This window comes from Selenomonas sp. AE3005 (genome assembly GCF_000686945.1).
Classification (GTDB): domain Bacteria; phylum Bacillota; class Negativicutes; order Selenomonadales; family Selenomonadaceae; genus Selenomonas_A.
Genome location: NZ_JMME01000012.1, coordinates 19,103 through 35,334, shown reverse-complemented (window position 1 = coordinate 35,334; position 16,232 = coordinate 19,103). Strand labels below are relative to the sequence as shown.

The 16,232-nt window shown below is 49.0% G+C and carries 15 protein-coding genes; 1 reads left to right on the top strand and 14 read right to left on the bottom strand.

All coding sequences use genetic code 11. From position 1 onward, the window contains the following. Nucleotides 1–64: 64 nt before the first annotated feature. The 8 genes from rfbD to DL94_RS0107760 form a co-directional block, all read right to left on the bottom strand. Nucleotides 65–922 (bottom strand): dTDP-4-dehydrorhamnose reductase, encoded by an 858-nt coding sequence (gene rfbD, locus DL94_RS0107800; protein WP_028129674.1) that lies wholly within the window; start codon nt 920–922, stop codon nt 65–67. A gap of 277 nt (nt 923–1,199) precedes the next feature. After that, the gene (locus DL94_RS0107795) at nt 1,200–2,852 is read right to left on the bottom strand and encodes an RNA-binding domain-containing protein (RefSeq protein WP_028129673.1); all 1,653 of its coding nucleotides are present in this window, start codon (nt 2,850–2,852) and stop codon (nt 1,200–1,202) included. Nucleotides 2,853–3,953: 1,101 nt separating this feature from the next. Then, complete coding sequence (locus DL94_RS0107785; RefSeq protein ID WP_028129672.1) at nt 3,954–5,357, bottom strand: sensor histidine kinase; 1,404 nt, start codon at nt 5,355–5,357, stop codon at nt 3,954–3,956. Between the two features lie 25 nt (nt 5,358–5,382). Further along, complete coding sequence (locus DL94_RS0107780) at nt 5,383–6,075, bottom strand: response regulator transcription factor (protein ID WP_028129671.1); 693 nt, start codon at nt 6,073–6,075, stop codon at nt 5,383–5,385. A 99-nt stretch (nt 6,076–6,174) separates the two neighbouring features. Next, the gene (locus DL94_RS0107775; protein WP_028129670.1) at nt 6,175–7,062 is read right to left on the bottom strand and encodes a LysR family transcriptional regulator; all 888 of its coding nucleotides are present in this window, start codon (nt 7,060–7,062) and stop codon (nt 6,175–6,177) included. A gap of 112 nt (nt 7,063–7,174) precedes the next feature. Next, entirely contained in the window at nt 7,175–8,515 is a 1,341-nt protein-coding gene (locus DL94_RS0107770) for an MATE family efflux transporter (RefSeq protein ID WP_028129669.1), read from the bottom strand. Beyond that, nucleotides 8,515–9,714, bottom strand: coding sequence for a YecA family protein (locus tag DL94_RS0107765; RefSeq protein ID WP_028129668.1), 1,200 nt, complete (start codon nt 9,712–9,714; stop codon nt 8,515–8,517). The genes DL94_RS0107770 and DL94_RS0107765 overlap by 1 nt, the downstream gene beginning before the upstream one ends. Nucleotides 9,715–9,742: 28 nt before the next feature. Beyond that, nucleotides 9,743–10,900 carry an N-acetylmuramoyl-L-alanine amidase gene (locus tag DL94_RS0107760; RefSeq protein ID WP_028129667.1) on the bottom strand — a complete coding sequence of 386 codons (1,158 nt, stop codon included), beginning with the start codon at nt 10,898–10,900 and terminating at the stop codon, nt 9,743–9,745. Nucleotides 10,901–11,092: 192 nt separating this feature from the next. On the opposite strand from DL94_RS0107760, the gene DL94_RS0107755 reads away from it, so the two are divergent. Further along, the gene (locus DL94_RS0107755; protein ID WP_028129666.1) at nt 11,093–11,797 is read left to right on the top strand and encodes a hypothetical protein; all 705 of its coding nucleotides are present in this window, start codon (nt 11,093–11,095) and stop codon (nt 11,795–11,797) included. 61 nt (nt 11,798–11,858) lie between these two features. Here DL94_RS0107755 and nagB read toward each other — a convergent pair whose 3' ends face one another. The 6 genes from nagB to DL94_RS0107725 all read right to left on the bottom strand — a co-directional run bounded on the left by nagB (nt 11,859) and on the right by DL94_RS0107725 (nt 16,216). Further along, nucleotides 11,859–12,620: a glucosamine-6-phosphate deaminase gene (gene nagB / locus DL94_RS0107750; protein ID WP_028129665.1), complete on the bottom strand. Its 762-nt coding sequence runs from the start codon at nt 12,618–12,620 to the stop codon at nt 11,859–11,861. Between the two features lie 16 nt (nt 12,621–12,636). Further along, nucleotides 12,637–13,146: a tRNA adenosine(34) deaminase TadA gene (gene tadA, locus DL94_RS0107745; RefSeq protein WP_037371600.1), complete on the bottom strand. Its 510-nt coding sequence runs from the start codon at nt 13,144–13,146 to the stop codon at nt 12,637–12,639. 171 nt (nt 13,147–13,317) lie between these two features. Next, complete coding sequence (locus DL94_RS0107740) at nt 13,318–13,605, bottom strand: hypothetical protein (protein WP_028129663.1); 288 nt, start codon at nt 13,603–13,605, stop codon at nt 13,318–13,320. Between the two features lie 135 nt (nt 13,606–13,740). Further along, complete coding sequence (locus DL94_RS0107735) at nt 13,741–14,709, bottom strand: malate dehydrogenase (RefSeq protein ID WP_028129662.1); 969 nt, start codon at nt 14,707–14,709, stop codon at nt 13,741–13,743. Nucleotides 14,710–14,978: 269 nt separating this feature from the next. Next, nucleotides 14,979–15,137 (bottom strand): rubredoxin, encoded by a 159-nt coding sequence (locus DL94_RS0107730; RefSeq protein ID WP_026765787.1) that lies wholly within the window; start codon nt 15,135–15,137, stop codon nt 14,979–14,981. Nucleotides 15,138–15,352: 215 nt separating this feature from the next. After that, nucleotides 15,353–16,216: a PHP domain-containing protein gene (locus DL94_RS0107725; RefSeq protein WP_028129661.1), complete on the bottom strand. Its 864-nt coding sequence runs from the start codon at nt 16,214–16,216 to the stop codon at nt 15,353–15,355. Between the last annotated feature and the right edge of the window lie 16 nt (nt 16,217–16,232).

Below are 16,232 nucleotides of genomic sequence, written 5' to 3'. Positions count from 1 at the left end.
ATTATATAAAAAGAGCCGCGTACACATTTACCAGACATGTACACGACTCGCGAACACCACCAAGTCATAAGTTGTCAACACTTTGCAATTCTATCAAATACCGGCCCACAGCATCCTGCCAGCGCGGCAAAAGAGAAAAGCCAGCCGCCGTCAGCGACGCCTTGCTCAGCCGGGAATTTTTCGGCCGCTGCGCCTTGGTGGGATAAGCACTTGACGGTACCGGGGTAACTGTGACCTCTTTTCCGGCCTGACGGAATACTTCCTCCGCCAGCTCCGCCCAGGAGCATACGCCTTCATTGGTGGCATGATAAATACCATATTTTTCCGTAGCGGCCATATCGGCCAGTAAAATAGCCAAGTCCCTGGTATATGTCGGAGAACCCACCTGGTCGTCCACCACCGTCAGTTCCTTGTGGCTGGCCGCCAGCTTTAACATCGTCCGAATGAAGTTTTTGCCATTGATGCCAAACACCCAGGAAATACGTACAATGAAGTATTTCGTGAGCAGTTCCTGCACAGCCTGTTCCCCGGCCAGTTTTGACCGGCCATAAACATTTACAGGGCCTTTGGTATCAGCCACTTCATAATCAGCTTCCCCTTCCCCGGGGAATACGTAATCCGTACTGATATAAATAAGTTTCGCATCTATATCCTGGCAAGCCTGCGCAATGTACCGGGTTCCGTCCGCATTGACAGCCATGCACACATCCTGCTCGTCCTCAGCCTTATCTACAGCCGTATAGGCTGCCGCATGAATCACTACGTCCGGCCTGTATTCTGCAAGATAATTTTTTACGGCCGTTTCATCTGTAAGGGAAAAATCCCGGCTGGACACGCCCCGGACTTCTATGCCCCGGCTCATAAACTCGTTTACACAATCGTGTCCCAGCTGACCGGTCACACCCGTGACCAAAACCTTCATAGACCTATCATCCTTTCCTGTAGTCACCAGTTTCTTTTTTCCAATATTGGTGTTAATTCTACACAAATTAACAAAATCCTGCTGTATAAGAAAAAAGCCTCTCTATAATGGAAGTTGGTTATCACTATCAGCATAGCCATTGCCCATGGAGTGACGGATTACTGGCAGGCAACATAATATTTCAACAGCAAAAAGCCTGGTACGTTCAAATGGTACCAGGCTTTTTGCTACTATATATAGCCACGCATCATAAAACTTCCTACCTGTTGTTTACAGTTCACTCGACAATCCTGTACCTAGCATATTTCCCCCCATTTAACAATGTAATCTTATTTTCATTTTTTAGCTGTTTAAGCAACGAATATGCTTGTGCTGGAGATATTTTGAACAAATCGATAACATCCTGTTTCGTAATGATACCCTGTTGGGTCTTTGCCAACTTCATAATCAGTTCCGGACGTCTGATACTGTCAATATCAGTCTGCCGAACGTACTTTATCGATTCATTTTTTTCCCGATAAACATTCTTCCCTAAAATGAACGAACGATTTTTGCCATTTCCAGATGCCTCTAACAAACCAGTCTCAATCATGTTTTCCACAGCAGCTCTTACTTTATTTTCACTAAGATTGGTAACTTCTATGATTCTATCCAGACTGCATCTTCTTTCACCATTGAGCAGTGACAAAATCATCAAGGTATAGATAGACAACGGTTTTTGTTGGCGTCTTTGTTCATCCGCAATAAGTTTAGCAAACGGCAGATTTGCTTTTGCCCGCTGAATAAACAGCTTTACCGTACGGCTTGTCGATTCCGTATAATCAGGCCATGGTCTGCCAAATATAATCGAACCTTCATAAATACGGTCAATCCCGCGTCCGGTTTTTTCCGCCAAACCAATTCGTTTCATGGCATCTGCCAGCGCCGGATTTCTGCCATGCGGTTCCACAGTCAACAGGTTTTTCAAATTTACACCATCAATGAACCCACCTGGATTGCTGATGACCATGCCTTCATCATCAATCAATACGCGCACACTGCCGAGCATAGTATAGTCTCTATGGCAGAAAGCATTCACCAAACCTTCTCGATAGGCAGCCCAGTCAAACTCTGGAATGGGAATTCGAAAGAGGCCATATTCCGTTTCTCTCTCAGGATTCCATGCTTTTAAGTACGTCTCATAGTTTTCAAACAGCTCCAAAAGTGGTTTTGAACTCTCCTCATTGATACGAACTGCCGTCCCCTCCAGGACTTGAAAGGTTGACCTTGCTGTTGGCATCAGTTCCGCGATGCGCTCTTCTTTGCCAATCAGCAGCATACCGGTCATGGTCGGAACATATTTTCCGGCTACCTCTGTAACCAGACGAAGGGCAATATCCAACTCATCATCCGGCAACGTGAGAAGTGCCTTTTCACCGCCCTGTCTATTCTGGATTATCCTTCGCAAGCGAATTCTTTGATTCGGATCCAAGTCATCGAGCACTGCACCTGCCAACGGTTGTGCGGAAAAGTCCAATAATCCCAGTTCAGACAGCCTGGAAGGAATTTCATAGGAATACATCGGAATCACTTCTGGTGACCCATCTAGCTTGAGACGACGACGCAGGATTTTCCCTGAAGAAGTGGACACAACCCCCCGGCTCCGGGGAATTTCTATCTTTAAAACTTCCTTTTCTTCCTTTATCACTTCTGCCCTGACCGATATAGGCGGAACGGTACTATTGGCAATCAATGCAGTTACGCCAACAGCATCTTTATGTTTTTTTTGAATACCTGTAATCGTTCCGTCATCTTCCACGCCAAGAAACAGCACACCACCAACGGTATTGGTCATGCCAACAATTTCTTCAACTAAATCACGGTCAGGATAGGATTTCACATCACTTTTGAATTCTATTTCCAGAGTTTCTTTTGTCGGTATAGTTCTCATGCCCTCACCTCCAACTCTCTATATCTAATATAGATTATAACTCATTTAACTCAATTAGTCGAGTTAAAATATGGAAACGAAACGACTACACGAGTTAAAAACGAGTTAAAGATGAGTTAAAACGAGTTAAATTAACGTAAGCAGGCGGTTGACTGGTCAACTTGACCGGTCATCTAATTTGGAAAGGGCGTTACCCACCCTTATCCCGAATCAATAAGACGCTAACAAGTCAGGCAGGGGCGGACTGACGCCTCCGCATACAGACCGCCCCCACGCACAGCCCGTTACAGGCAACGGGTGTCCGCTGGCTTGGGTGGACAGCTGGGCCGTCCACGCCAACACAGACACGAAAGAGGATTTCCCGCAAAAACCGCGAACATACTATACATAAAAATGTAGGAAATCGGGATATTTAAGGGGGAGTTTACATTACCCGCCGCACCATCAAGCACCCGGATAATTTCATTCCATATAGTTCCCGGGAGGCAGCAGTTAATGACGGGTATGTGGCCTGCAAGGTTTGCCATCCTTAGAATTTTTGCGTAAAATTTCTTGCTAGTATATAACGGAAATGGTATAATTAACCTACAAACGAAAAAGAGGGGTAGACCACGAGTTTACACCGGTAGGAGAGTCTTCGGGATGGTGACCTGTGAGACTCTTTTATTTTTGCCTACAAAAAGATACGACTTGAATGACCAGATTGGAGATGAGTTTTGCCGTGAGGTCATCCCTCTGTGAGACAGTAGATACACGAATGTAACCGTATACAGTACCATTGTTGTTCTTTTTCATAAGCAATTCCTCCATTCAAAACTATGTTAGTAACAAGTTCATTTTAGAGGAATCCCTGATTGCAAAGGAATTTTATAAATCGCAAATGGGGCGGCGTTGACTGGTCAATCTGGCTGGTCAACGCCGCCCATCCTTATGACAGAAACTGTTCATTCACAATCCGCAGATACATGTGCATAAATCCATAATTAACATGAGTTTGCCTAATGCAACTAAAAAACCTCACAACAGAGTAAGGCTTGTCCTAACTCTGTTGTGAGGCTTTTAGCTATCTTATGAATATCTATACTATCTTTCCATAATTGATTATATGACAGGAATCTGTAAATGTATGGTTGTTCCTTTGCCCAAGGCACTGGTCATGGAAATTTTTATATCATGCTGCTCGGCAATCCAGCTGGCAATGGACAGGCCCAAGCCTGTACCACTGACACCGCCTTCGGCTTTGGTACGGGAAGAATCCACCCGATAAAAGCGTTCAAAAACCTTTTGCTGGTTTTCCGGTGCAATCCCGAGGCCATCATCTGACAGGTCAACCTGCATGAATTTGCCATCCGCCACCCGCCGGGAGGATACGGTAATATGTCCGCCCTTAGGCGTGTATTTAGTGCTGTTATCCAGAAAAATTCTGAGCATCTGCCGCATGGTCACCACGTCACCGTAAATCATGCCGTCATCGTTAGCCAGCAATTCCACATGATGGTCTTTGGTCACCAGTTCCATCTTCTTCATAACATCGGCAATAAGCTCGCTGAGTTCAATGCTTTCCTTGTGCAGCACCTGACGTTTTTGGTCAGCTCTGGCCAGGAACAGCAATTTTTCAATCAGCTGCTGCATGTTTTCCGCCTCGGAACGGATAGAGCTTATCCCCTCATCCAGAATAGCCGGGTCAGAACGCCCCCAGCGGGACAGCAAATCCGAATACCCCAGAATAACCGTAACCGGGGTACGCAATTCGTGCGAGGCGTCAGAAACGAAACGCTGCTGCTGCTTAAAGCCGTCCTCGAGCCTGTCCAGCATGTGGTTGAAGGTCTCCGCCAATTCTGTGAGCTCATCATGCGCCGGTGGCACGACAATGCGCCGGTCCATTTTTTCCACTTCGATTTTGCGCGCCGTAGAGGTCATTTCCCGAATGGGCTGCAAAATGCGGCGGCTGACAAAGAACCCGGCAATCAACGCCAGGAAGAATCCCAGAATCGTCATCAAAAAGAGTATCTTTTGCAGGGTTTCCAAGAAATGACGTTCCGCCGTGATGGTCTTAAAGAAATGCATCCTGTAAATCTGACCGCGGTACTCTACATCCATCCGGGCATGATACAGGGTAGCATTGCGAAACTCCACCACACTCATGTTCTTATTGGCCCAAAAAGGCGGATTTTTCACCGTATGTTCTTCAATACGGCTCAGCGGCGGATAGTGGCTGTCGTTTTCATAAACCACTTTGCCGGCATTATCGGTAATCCGCAGTACCACCCCCGGCAGTACCATATCATCCCGGCCAAAATCACTGCCGATAATCCTGCCCTGCTCCAGGCTGTCAAGTACGCGGTTCATGCTGATTTCCAGCTCCACCTCGGCCTGATGATAAAATGAAAAGTAGACGCCCAGGCCCGTCAGGGTACTGGTGAGAATCAGCACCAGCAGCAGTACCGCCGCATAAAAGCAGGTAATCTTGGTAGAAATCTGTGCATAACGCAAACGGTTGAACATGAGTCGGGGATGGCGCAGCCAGGCTTTAATCCCTAACAACATATCCTACGCCCCGTATCGTATGAATGTATTTTTCCTCAAACTTATCATCGATTTTGGCCCGCAGGTAACGAATATACACATCCACCACATTAGTATCACCGTTATAATCATATCCCCAGACAGACTGGAGAATCTGTTCACGGCTCAAAACATTGCGCTTGTTCCGCAGGAGGTATTCCAGCAGCGCGTATTCCTTCTTGGTCAGGGTGACATTTTCGCCCTTAACCCGTACTTCGTAAAGGCTCGGGTACATGACCAGGTCCTTGACCGACAGGCGTTCCCCTACGTTTACGTCATCGTTTTTCTCCTTGTAATGGAGACGCAGAGCACGGCGAATCCGGGCCAGCAGTTCCTGCATGGCAAACGGCTTGGTGATGTAGTCATCGGCGCCGATATCCAGCCCCTTTACCTTATCCTCGACATCATCGCGGGCGGTCAGCATAATGATGGGCACATCGGACACTTCGCGTACCAGACGGCAGATTTCAATGCCATCCATTTCCGGCAGCATTAAATCCAGCAGCACCAGCTGAAAATCCCCCTGGACAATGCGGTCCAAAGCGCGGCGGCCATTACTTTCCGTAGCCGTATTATAGCCCTCGTGTTCCAGCTCAATCTGCAAAAAACGCGCAATGCGCTGTTCATCTTCTACAATAAAAATTTTCGGGTTCGCCATCAACAATCCCTCCTGCTATTTTTAGGCACTTACATATATAATATAACGAACGGCAAGATTTGAAAAGTCTTGCCGTTCATTTCTAATCAAAACATAATATTAACCTTTTTCGCCTAAATACATCTCCCGGAACAGCCGGATAAGGTGCTCACTGGAAGACGATAAGGTGCGGTTTTTCAGCCAGGCGATAACCGTGTGGGTACTCATTTCCGGCTCCACCAGCTTTTTGTAAATGAGGTTGCCGTCTGTAAGCAGCGTTTTGGAGGACACCGGCAGTAAAGCCATGCCCACGCCCATCTTGGTCAGCAGCAAATCCTGCACGATACTGTCGCTGACACAGATTATATGTGGTTCAAAGCCCAGCTTGCGGCAATTAGCGATGAAGACCGACTGCCAGCGCAGGGGAATGATGATGGGCTTGTCCTTTAACTCCAACAGGTTTACCTTATCCTTCTGGCTGCCGATTTCCTGCTCCTTGTTCATAATGAGCACCAGGGGCTCATTGGGCAGCACAATGGACTCGTAGACCTTGGAATCCACCTGCGTACGGGTAATGCCGATTTCAATAACCCGGTTGTCAAGCAGTTCCAGAATGCGTGCTCCCTCGGCCTCCCAAATCTGATAGGTAACATGGGGATAGCGTGAATGAAACTCCGAGATTAGTTCCGGCAGCAGCATGGCCCCGGAAGTGGTAATCGTCCCCAGGCGGATAGAGCCGGCCACGCCCGAGCCGATTTCCGTAATCTCCCGGACAGTGCCGTCCACCATGCCTAAAATATGTTCCACCCGGGAATACATCACCCGGCCGGCATCAGTCAGGCGAATGCGGCGGCTGCCCCGTTCAAAAAGCTGCACCCCCAGCGAATTTTCCAGGCGTTTCATCTGCCGTGACAGGGCAGGCTGGGCAATGTCCAGCCTTTGTGCTGCATGACTGATGTTGCCCTCCTCGACAATGGCATAAAATGCCCGCATATCCTTAATATCCATATCCTGCCTCTTTCTTGCTATACAAAAATTTCATACTTTCTATAACGAAACTGGTTATATAAGGATATTATACTTTTTTTATTATAAAAGGGCAATATTTTTCATTTCATAATTATAGTTTCTGCTCAACCTTCAGCAGACGCAGCTGGAGCAGAACCGCACCAATCAGCACGCCGGCGATAAGTCCAATCCAATAGCCATAAGCCCCCAAGGTGGTGAACCGGGCCAGCCCCCAGCCTAAGGGCAGGCCGATAAGCCAAAAGGAAAGAATCGCCAGCAGCAGGGTGACATGCACGTCCTTAAAGCCACGCAATGCGCCCTGCAGCGGAGCGTTGATACTGTCGGCAAACTGCATGAATACCGCATAAGCTAGGAACCCGGCCAGAACAGGCTGCACCTCGGGGCTCGTGGTGTAAAAGGCGGCGATTTCGTCCCGAAACTGAACCAGCACCAGCGCCAAAATCCCCACCGTACCAAAGGTCAGATAGCGGCTAAGCTTTATATACTGCCGGGCGTCGTTCAGGCGCTTAGCCCCGACCTCAAAGCCCACCAGTATGGTCAAGGTCATGCTCACGGCCAGGGGCAGCATATAGACAATGGTCGTAAAATTCATCGCGGCCTGATGTGCGGCCACAACCGTCGTGCCATAAGCTGTCATAAACAGCCCCACCGCTCCGAAAATACTCTGCTCACAAAACATCGTCGCCCCGATAGGCAGGCCAACCCCCAGCTGCTTTTTCCATTCAGTGAGATTTATCCCCGGCAAATGACGGAATACATGATAACTGCGGAACGGCTCTAAACGGGTAACCACCAGAATATTGAGCAGCAGGTTCAAGGTCAGCGTTACCGCCGAACCGATACCGGCGCCAATGCCGCCAAAAGCCGGCACACCGCACAGGCCGTACATAAATATGTAATTCAAGGTGATATTGGTAGGCACGGTACACATGGTCACACACATGGTAATCCGGGTATAGCCATGCGCGTCAATGAAATTGCGGAGTACGGCGGAAATAAATATGGGGATAATGCCGATAGACAACGCCATCAGATAATGACTGGTGATATACGCCACCTTCGGCTCCAGATTAAGCAGCGGCAAAAGCTGTGGCACCGTCAGCCACCCGAGCGCTACAAAGCCCACGCCCAAGGCCAGAGCCCAGTAAAAGCCCTGCTTGACAATAAAGCCGATTTTCTCCTGTTTGGACGCCCCATATAACTGGGAAATCGTCGGTGTCAGCCCGGAGATAATCCCCAGAAAACTGCCGAAAAACGGCATGAAAAGATTAACCCCCACGGCCACACCTGCCAAGTCCTCCTGACTGATATGACCGGCCATCACCGTATTAAAAAACCCGGTTGCCATCAGGGACAACTGGGTTATAAAGATGGGCAAAAGCACCACAAAAAACTGTCGTGCTTTTGCCTTATAGCCATGAGCCTCTCTCATTAGTTTTCATCCTTTGAAAGACAGCAGTTCTTATATTTCTTGCCACTGCCGCAGGGACAGGGGTCATTGCGGCCTACCTTCTGGCGGCGCACTTCCTCGAAGGGAATCACCTGGCCCATACCGCTTTTGGCAAACAGTTCACTCGGCGTATGACCTTTAAGCGGCCACAGATGGGTTTCATTGTTGAAGGCAATCAGCAGGGGAACTACGGCCCGGGCCTTGGCATCGTCCTTCATCATGCCCAGCTGCTCCAAGTATTCCGCAGCCTCCTGCATACTGCCGCCGTTCTGCAGCAGTATATAAATCTCACCAACGATATCAGCCGCCTTCAGCACATCACAGTCATGCGCCGTCATAAAGAACTGTGCCAGCGCCTTATACGCATTGGTATCGTCAATATGGTTCTCCGTACCGGCCTCAAAAAGCTGCGTGTACGTAAACGGTGCAAAATCCAGATTGCTGTGCTTAAGCTGTTCCCGTTCCAGCGCGTCCTCGTCAATGAGGGTATAATACTTAACACCCTGCGGCAGCGCAACAATGGTATTGGTCCAGCAGGAGGCATTCAGCATAACGCCGACAAAATCCTTAAAGGACAAATCCTCACGCTGGTTGGGTTCCAAATGACCGGCCACCAAAGTGTAGAGGGCCTCATAATCCATATAGCCATAGAAGAACAGTGCACCGGCAGCCAGGCGGGTTATTTCCGTATTCATCGTAGCCAGGGCCTCAAACGTGGGCGAATTGATTTTTTTGAACTCGTCACGAATTTCCTCAGGCATATACCAGACGAGCTTATCGCCGTCCTTGGCACAGGAAATCATGCCCAGTCCGCGCAAATAATCCAGCCGCACATCATCATCGCGCAATTCCGTGCTCTGCCCCTTGTTGATAAGGAAATGCTGGAAACATTCATACTCCTCCAACAGGATAGAAGGCAGCCAAAGACGGGCAAAATTCAGCACTTCCGGCACCAGGCGTTCCACCAGTTCTGCCTTTTTCAGCGAGCTGGTACCGGAAACATTGAGATTAAAGCGGATATCATCAAGTTCCGCTTTAGTCATAGCCGTCAGCATATCCTTAAGCGTATTTTGCGCCGGCATCTTATGACGATACAGCGCCTTTTTACGCTCCTCCATATCTGCGGCCATCATCTGGGCCAGTGTTTCAGCCTGAGTCATCTGGGTATTCTGTTCTTCCATGGGTATCTGTTAAATCCTCACTTTCAAATTAGCCGAAATAATCGGCGATACCATCGGCAATGCCCTGGGCGGCTTTCTTAATACCGTCCTCACTGTTCATCAGCTGTTCCTCATTCTTGTTGGAAATGAAAGCCAGTTCCACAAGAGTTGCAGGCATATCCGTGTGTTTTACTACATAAAAATTCGAGCTTTGCGTACCGCGGCTCTGCGTGCCGAGCTGGTCAATAACCCCGGCCCGAATCTTGTCAGCCAGAATGCGGGAACGCTTGTTGCCGAGGGAATAATAATAACCGGTAGTTCCCTTGGCCGCGTCATTGGTAAAGGAATCCATGTGAATGGAAACAAATATATCAGCGTTCTTTTGATTGGCCACATCACAGCGGGCCTGCAGCTCCTCAATATCTGTGGCCTTGCTCCGCTTGGGCGAGACCTCTTTATCCGTCGACCTGGTCATATAGACCGTCGCCCCTTCCTGTGTCAGCAGGCGGCGCAGCTCGTTGCCGACGCGGAGCGTAATGCTCTTTTCCATAACGCCCGTGGGGCCGATAGCGCCCGAATCGCTGCCACCGTGACCGGGGTCAATGACGATTACCCGGCCTTTTAAACCGGTAATGCCGTTAATCGCCGTATCCACATCTTCATCGGCACTGCCGCCGCCAGCCCGGGGCATGGGCTTTTCCTGCTCGGGCTGTGGTTCTATCGGCTCTGTAGTCTTTTTTGACCAGTCAATCTTAACATCGTCAGAATCTTCCAGATTGCCAAAGTCCATAACCACCCGTCCGGGCACGGAACCACTGTTCAGGGTAAATACCTGATAATTGTTTTGCCCCACCTTGGTTTCTACCACCACACGCACGGTTTTAGGGTCAAACTGGGCAATCTTTACCTTGCCCACAAAGGTATTGTCTATGTCGATGGACCTTTTCACCTCAGGTGACAGCCAGGCGTTGGCAATATCCACCACCACCCTGTCGGGACTTGACAGTACCATTTTTTTGTAGGTGACTTCCCGGGTGGCGTCTATGACGATACGTGTCTTATCACCATCACTGCTCTCGCGCAGCCCCGTCACTTCCGCCATGCCATTTATCCGTTCGCCAAAATCACTCTCCGCCGCTGCGGCCGTAGCAAGTGGCAACAGCAAACAGAGGGCTGCCATATATGCTAAAAATAATATCCTTCGCATAGAACCCCTCCATTACAGGACACATATTGTTTATTATAACGCAATAATTCAAGTTTTGCCATAGCTAAAATCATCATAACACCATAGTATTACAGGAAGATTAAAGCTGCTGCAGTTGACGTGTCAATACTTATTATATAGAATAAAATCTGTACAAAAACAATCTGCGGATTTTTATGATAGGAGATAGTTATGACACAAGATGAATTTCATAAACTTGTCCATGTGGTAATGGATTCCCCGGCCAAGCCGCCGGAAAACCTGTTTGCCGGTGGTATGGATAGCTGGCGCGCCCGGGCCCGTCTGGCTCATTTCCTCGCGATGGAAGGTATTGATAAAAATGACGAGGCGCTGGAACTGTTCCATAGCGTGGTTGAGGCTGAGCCCAACGAAGATATCGCGGAGGAAGTGGAAGAAAAGGTCTTTGCCCTGCAGCGTCTCAGCAGTCTGGAACGCTCTTTAGGCCAGCACGATGACGCCCTGCGTCATATCAATATGGCCATTGAACTGGCCGAATCCACGGATTTCCTCTACAAGTACATTCTGCGCGGCGAGTTATGGGCTGACCGCTGGAACCTCATGCACCAGATGGACATGACTGCTGACGCGGAAACAGAGGCTGACGAACGTATCGCCGCCTACAAGGATATTCCCATCGAACACAACAGCTACCTCTACTACGGCTACCGTTTCAAAGCCCAGCTCTCCGCTGAACGCGGCGTCACCCTGGTGGCCAAGGACTATATGCACATGGCCCTGCATTCCATGGAAATTCCTGCCAGCTATCAGGCCGGCCTTGACAAAGCCTTTGCCGCTACCCATGACAACGCCTCCTGGATATTGACACAGGTGGATAAGGCAACCCCGAACCCCGACAACCTGCATTGGGATATTTGACAAGTCAATATTAAACAGCCCTGAGTAAGATTCTTACGCGGAATTTTACTCAGGGCTGTAATTATTTATGCGTGATACTGATACCGGGAATCTGCTCCGGCAGGAGAGCTGCTGCCTCTTCATCAACGATAACCGCCACATCACGATGCAGCTGCAGGATAGACGCCGGCGCCTCCGGTGTCACATCACCGCAGACGGCCTTGTACACCGCTGCTGCCTTATTGCTGCCATTGGCCAGCAAAATTACATGTTCAGCCATCATAATGGTCTTTATCCCCATACTGATAGCATAGCGCGGCACTTCATCAGCACTGGCAAAGAACCGGGAATTGGCCTGTATGGTTTCCTCGTCGAGCTCCACCTTATGCGTGGTTGCGGCAAATTTTACGTCCGGCTCATTAAAGCCGATATGGGCATTCTGACCGATACCAAGCACCTGCAAATCAATGCCGCCCCTGGCCTCTATCAGCTTTTCATAGCGCTTTCCTTCTGCTGTCATATCTGCCGCCATGCCGTTGGGCAAAAATACATTTTCCGGGCGGATATTGATATGACGGAAGAAATTTTCCTGCATAAAGTAATGATAACTCTGGGGATTTTCCGGACTCATGCCGATGTATTCATCGAGATTGAAGGTCGTCACCTCGGAAAAATCCAGACCTACACTCTTATGCACGGCAGCCAGCCGCTGGTACATGGACACAGGTGTGCTGCCTGTCGCCAGTCCCAGCACGCTGTTGGGTTTCAGATAAATCTGCCCGGCGACAATATTAGCCGCCTCCAGCCCCATCTTTTCATAGGAATCCGTGATGATAATCCGCATTTTCCTGCCTCCCCTCTCACTCCTGCGCTGCCTGTTTTGCCTGTTTCTTCTGGGCACGCCGTTCCTTAAAGAAACGTTTCATAATACCAGCACATTCTGCCTGCAGAACGCCGGCGGTGATTTCCGGCCGGTGGTTCAGATGTTCATTGCCGGGGATATTAAATACCGACTCACAGGCACCGGCCCGGCTGTCAGTACTGCCATAGACCACCCTGTCCACCCGGCTCATGACGATAGCGCCGGCACACATAGGACATGGTTCAATGGTAACATAGAGCGTCAGCCCCGACAACCGCCAGCGTCCCAAGTCCTTACAGGCCTTTTGAATGGCAATGAGTTCCGCATGAGCGGTAGCGTCATGCCATATTTCGCGCATATTATGGCCACGGGTGACAATCTCCCCGGTGGCATTATCCACGAGCACCGCCCCAATAGGCACCTCTGCCAGGTCATACGCCAGCTGCGCCTCCTGCAGGGCCTCCTGCATATAATATTCATCATCTTTTAACGTCTGTTCCTCAGGCATAAGCTGCGCTTTCCTCTCTTCTCTATCAGTAAACTATAGCGTAATCTTACCTTAACAGCAGCATTGTCGTCAAATAAAAATGCCGTAACCAGCCAACAATCCCTACAGCCTGGTTACGGCAAAATCATTATAAGACTTTCCTGTTTAGTCCCCATATAGAATAATCCCCCATTATCCGGTAACATTTATCTTCCCTTCAACTTCGCTGAGGTCAACATATTCCCGGTAAAATAACGACTGCGTTGGCCGTGTAGACAGTTCCAGCCGATAAGCATTCGGTACGCCTATACCTGCCTCATTGGCAGGACGCACCTCTTTTTCCATTTCTTTCGTCAGCGCGTTTGCAAATGACTGTTTATTTTTCTTGTCATCATTATAGCCTTCCTTACGCTCAAAAGAACGGTTTATCCCTGAATCCACGCCTTTTACCCGGGCGACACGCTCAATCCGGTCTAACATGACAAACACCTCCCTTGCCACAGGCCGCCCTTCTTAAGAGGTATATCGTCATATTTTGGACAGAACTTAATAGGGCGCGAAAAAAAATACCCCCCGTTGACTTTTTACGGTCAACGGGGGCCATGTTAAATATGCTTATTTCAAAGCATCGCCGAGTTTGGAGTTGGTGTTGCGGGCAGCAGCTACGCTTTCATCAAACTTAGCTTTTTCGTCGCCTTCCAACTTGTATTCAACGATTTTTTCCATGCCGTTCTTACCGAGGATAACGGGTACGCCGATGCAGAGGTCTTTTTCGCCGTATTCGCCATCGAGGTATACGCAGCAGGGCATGAGTTTCTTGGCATCGAGAGCGATAGCCTCAACCATAGCGGCTGCAGCAGCGCCCGGAGCATACCAGGCAGAAGTACCGAGCAGGCCGGTCAGCGTTGCACCGCCAACCTTCGTCTGAGCTACAGCGTCATCAAGCTGTTCTTTGCTGAGCAGCTGCGTAACAGGAATGCCGCGATAAGTAGCCAGGCTCGTCAGAGGAACCATGGTCTTGTCGCTGTGACCGCCGATAACCGTGCCATCGATGTCGGTCGGCGTTGCCGGATAGCCAGCATCCTGCAGAGCCTTGGACAGGAAATAACGGAAACGGCTGCTGTCGAGCATACCGCCCTGGCCGAGTACACGGTTGCGCGGCAGCTTGGAATCTTTCAGAGTCAGGAACGTCATAGCGTCCATCGGGTTGGAGATGATGATGAAGATAGCGTTCGGAGAATACTTCAGCGCCTGGTCAACAACACCTTTGACGATTTTTGCATTTACGCCGATGAGTTCTTCACGCGTCATGCCCGGTTTACGCGGCATACCGGAAGTAACAACCACAACATCGGAACCTTCCGTCGGTGCATAACCGTTTTCGTCACCGATTTCAGCCGTAACGCCCGTTACCGTGGTGTCAAAGTTCAGAAGATGTGCCGTCTGCATGATGTCCATAGCCTTACCTTCGGCAAAGCCCTTCTTAATGTCCACCAGCATAACTTCGCTGCAGAAATTCTTTACTGCCAGCACATTTGCTACGGTAGCGCCTACGTTACCTGCACCAACAACTGTTACCTTCATAATCAAATGCCTCCTTAAGAATTAGAAAGCGATTGCCAAAAGTCTGTAAATTCAATAAAGGAAACCGCTTTCGGAATGGCTATAACTATGAATCACGCTTATGATTCACTACGTGATAATTATAACAAAGCAATATAAAAAAATCAATAAAAAGCGACAAATATTTTTATTATTTTTTATCATATCATAAATTTGTTTAATAGTCTTATGACCTGCTAACAAGAAAAATGACCGGTCAAATTGACCGGTCATTTTACATGACAACTATGCTATTGTTCTTCAAACATATCCTTGCCTACGCCGCACAGAGGGCAGACAAAATCCTCCGGCAAATCCGCAAAAGCCACGCCCGGTGCCAAATCATACTCACTGTCACCCTTGGCCTCATCATAAATCCAGCCACAAACCGTACAAACCCAAGTCTTCATCAAAAGCCCTCCTAACACCACAAACCAATAAATAAATATATATCGTAACCCCGCGCTCATGGATGAGCGCTCGCGGACGTAAATCACGTGATGTGATTTCAGTCCGCTGTTTTCTTTTGGGTACTTTTCTTTGCGCCAAAGAAAAGTACCACAACACTCTGTTACTAGTTAGGAACTTCTAGCTGATTCAGTCTAAATCCTGCCAATGAAAAAAATTACTTGTTGAGCCGTGACTTAACTTCCTGAAAAAACTCATACGGCACGGCCATATTGCCGTCTAAACCGCTCCCCATCTCAATCCCGGGCCGGTTCGTTCCATGGAAATCCGTGCCGCCCGTAGGCATTAAATCATATTTGGCAATCATCTGTGCCGCAAATTCTGCATCATCAGCGGTATAGTTGGGATAATATCTTTCCATGCCATCAAGCCCCAGTTGGTGCAGCTCCACAATTGCCTGTTCCTGCTGCTGGCGGTTATCCAGTTCCCCCAGACCAATTTTCTTATGGAAATGCGCGAGCGACGTCACGCCGCCGGCCTGTTTGATAATCGGCAGCGCCTCCTCAGCGGTGATGTTCACATTTAGTCCCATCGCCACCACGGCCGGGTCAAGATAATTGTCCCATAAAGGCTGGGCGCGGTCATACATTTTCAGCGATACCAGATAACGCATTACCGCATACCTGTCAAGCAGCCCCTTATAGGCAAACTGCTCCACCTGATCCATGGTAATAGCCACACCCTTACGGCGGACATATTCCACAATCTCGGGAATCTTCCCCTCTTTGACCGAACGAATCTTTTTATACAGGCGCTGAAACTCCGGGTGCTGTGCGTCAAAGCCCAAACATACAATATGCAGCTTATGCCCCTTGAACTCTACCGTCATTTCCATGCCGGGAATAAACTCTATCCCCACAGCCGCTGCTGCCGCCTGCGCCTCGTCGTTGCCGGCAATCACATCATGGTCTGTAAGGGCAAAAGCCGACAGCCCCTGCGCTTTGGCATGAGCAGCCAATTCCCCGGGCATAAAACTGCCATCGGATACCAAAGAATGTACATGTAAATCAATTTTTTTCATTATATATCACACAACC

Coding starts and splice junctions, on each gene's coding strand:
- rfbD (WP_028129674.1), bottom strand. CDS start 922: ATGAAGGTTTTGGTCACGGGTGTGACCGGTCAGCTGGGACACGATTGT.
- DL94_RS0107795 (WP_028129673.1), bottom strand. CDS start 2,852: ATGAGAACTATACCGACAAAAGAAACTCTGGAAATAGAATTCAAAAGT.
- DL94_RS0107785 (WP_028129672.1), bottom strand. CDS start 5,357: ATGTTCAACCGTTTGCGTTATGCACAGATTTCTACCAAGATTACCTGC.
- DL94_RS0107780 (WP_028129671.1), bottom strand. CDS start 6,075: ATGGCGAACCCGAAAATTTTTATTGTAGAAGATGAACAGCGCATTGCG.
- DL94_RS0107775 (WP_028129670.1), bottom strand. CDS start 7,062: ATGGATATTAAGGATATGCGGGCATTTTATGCCATTGTCGAGGAGGGC.
- DL94_RS0107770 (WP_028129669.1), bottom strand. CDS start 8,515: ATGAGAGAGGCTCATGGCTATAAGGCAAAAGCACGACAGTTTTTTGTG.
- DL94_RS0107765 (WP_028129668.1), bottom strand. CDS start 9,714: ATGGAAGAACAGAATACCCAGATGACTCAGGCTGAAACACTGGCCCAG.
- DL94_RS0107760 (WP_028129667.1), bottom strand. CDS start 10,900: ATGCGAAGGATATTATTTTTAGCATATATGGCAGCCCTCTGTTTGCTG.
- DL94_RS0107755 (WP_028129666.1), top strand. CDS start 11,093: ATGACACAAGATGAATTTCATAAACTTGTCCATGTGGTAATGGATTCC.
- nagB (WP_028129665.1), bottom strand. CDS start 12,620: ATGCGGATTATCATCACGGATTCCTATGAAAAGATGGGGCTGGAGGCG.
- tadA (WP_037371600.1), bottom strand. CDS start 13,146: ATGCCTGAGGAACAGACGTTAAAAGATGATGAATATTATATGCAGGAG.
- DL94_RS0107740 (WP_028129663.1), bottom strand. CDS start 13,605: ATGTTAGACCGGATTGAGCGTGTCGCCCGGGTAAAAGGCGTGGATTCA.
- DL94_RS0107735 (WP_028129662.1), bottom strand. CDS start 14,709: ATGAAGGTAACAGTTGTTGGTGCAGGTAACGTAGGCGCTACCGTAGCA.
- DL94_RS0107730 (WP_026765787.1), bottom strand. CDS start 15,137: ATGAAGACTTGGGTTTGTACGGTTTGTGGCTGGATTTATGATGAGGCC.
- DL94_RS0107725 (WP_028129661.1), bottom strand. CDS start 16,216: ATGAAAAAAATTGATTTACATGTACATTCTTTGGTATCCGATGGCAGT.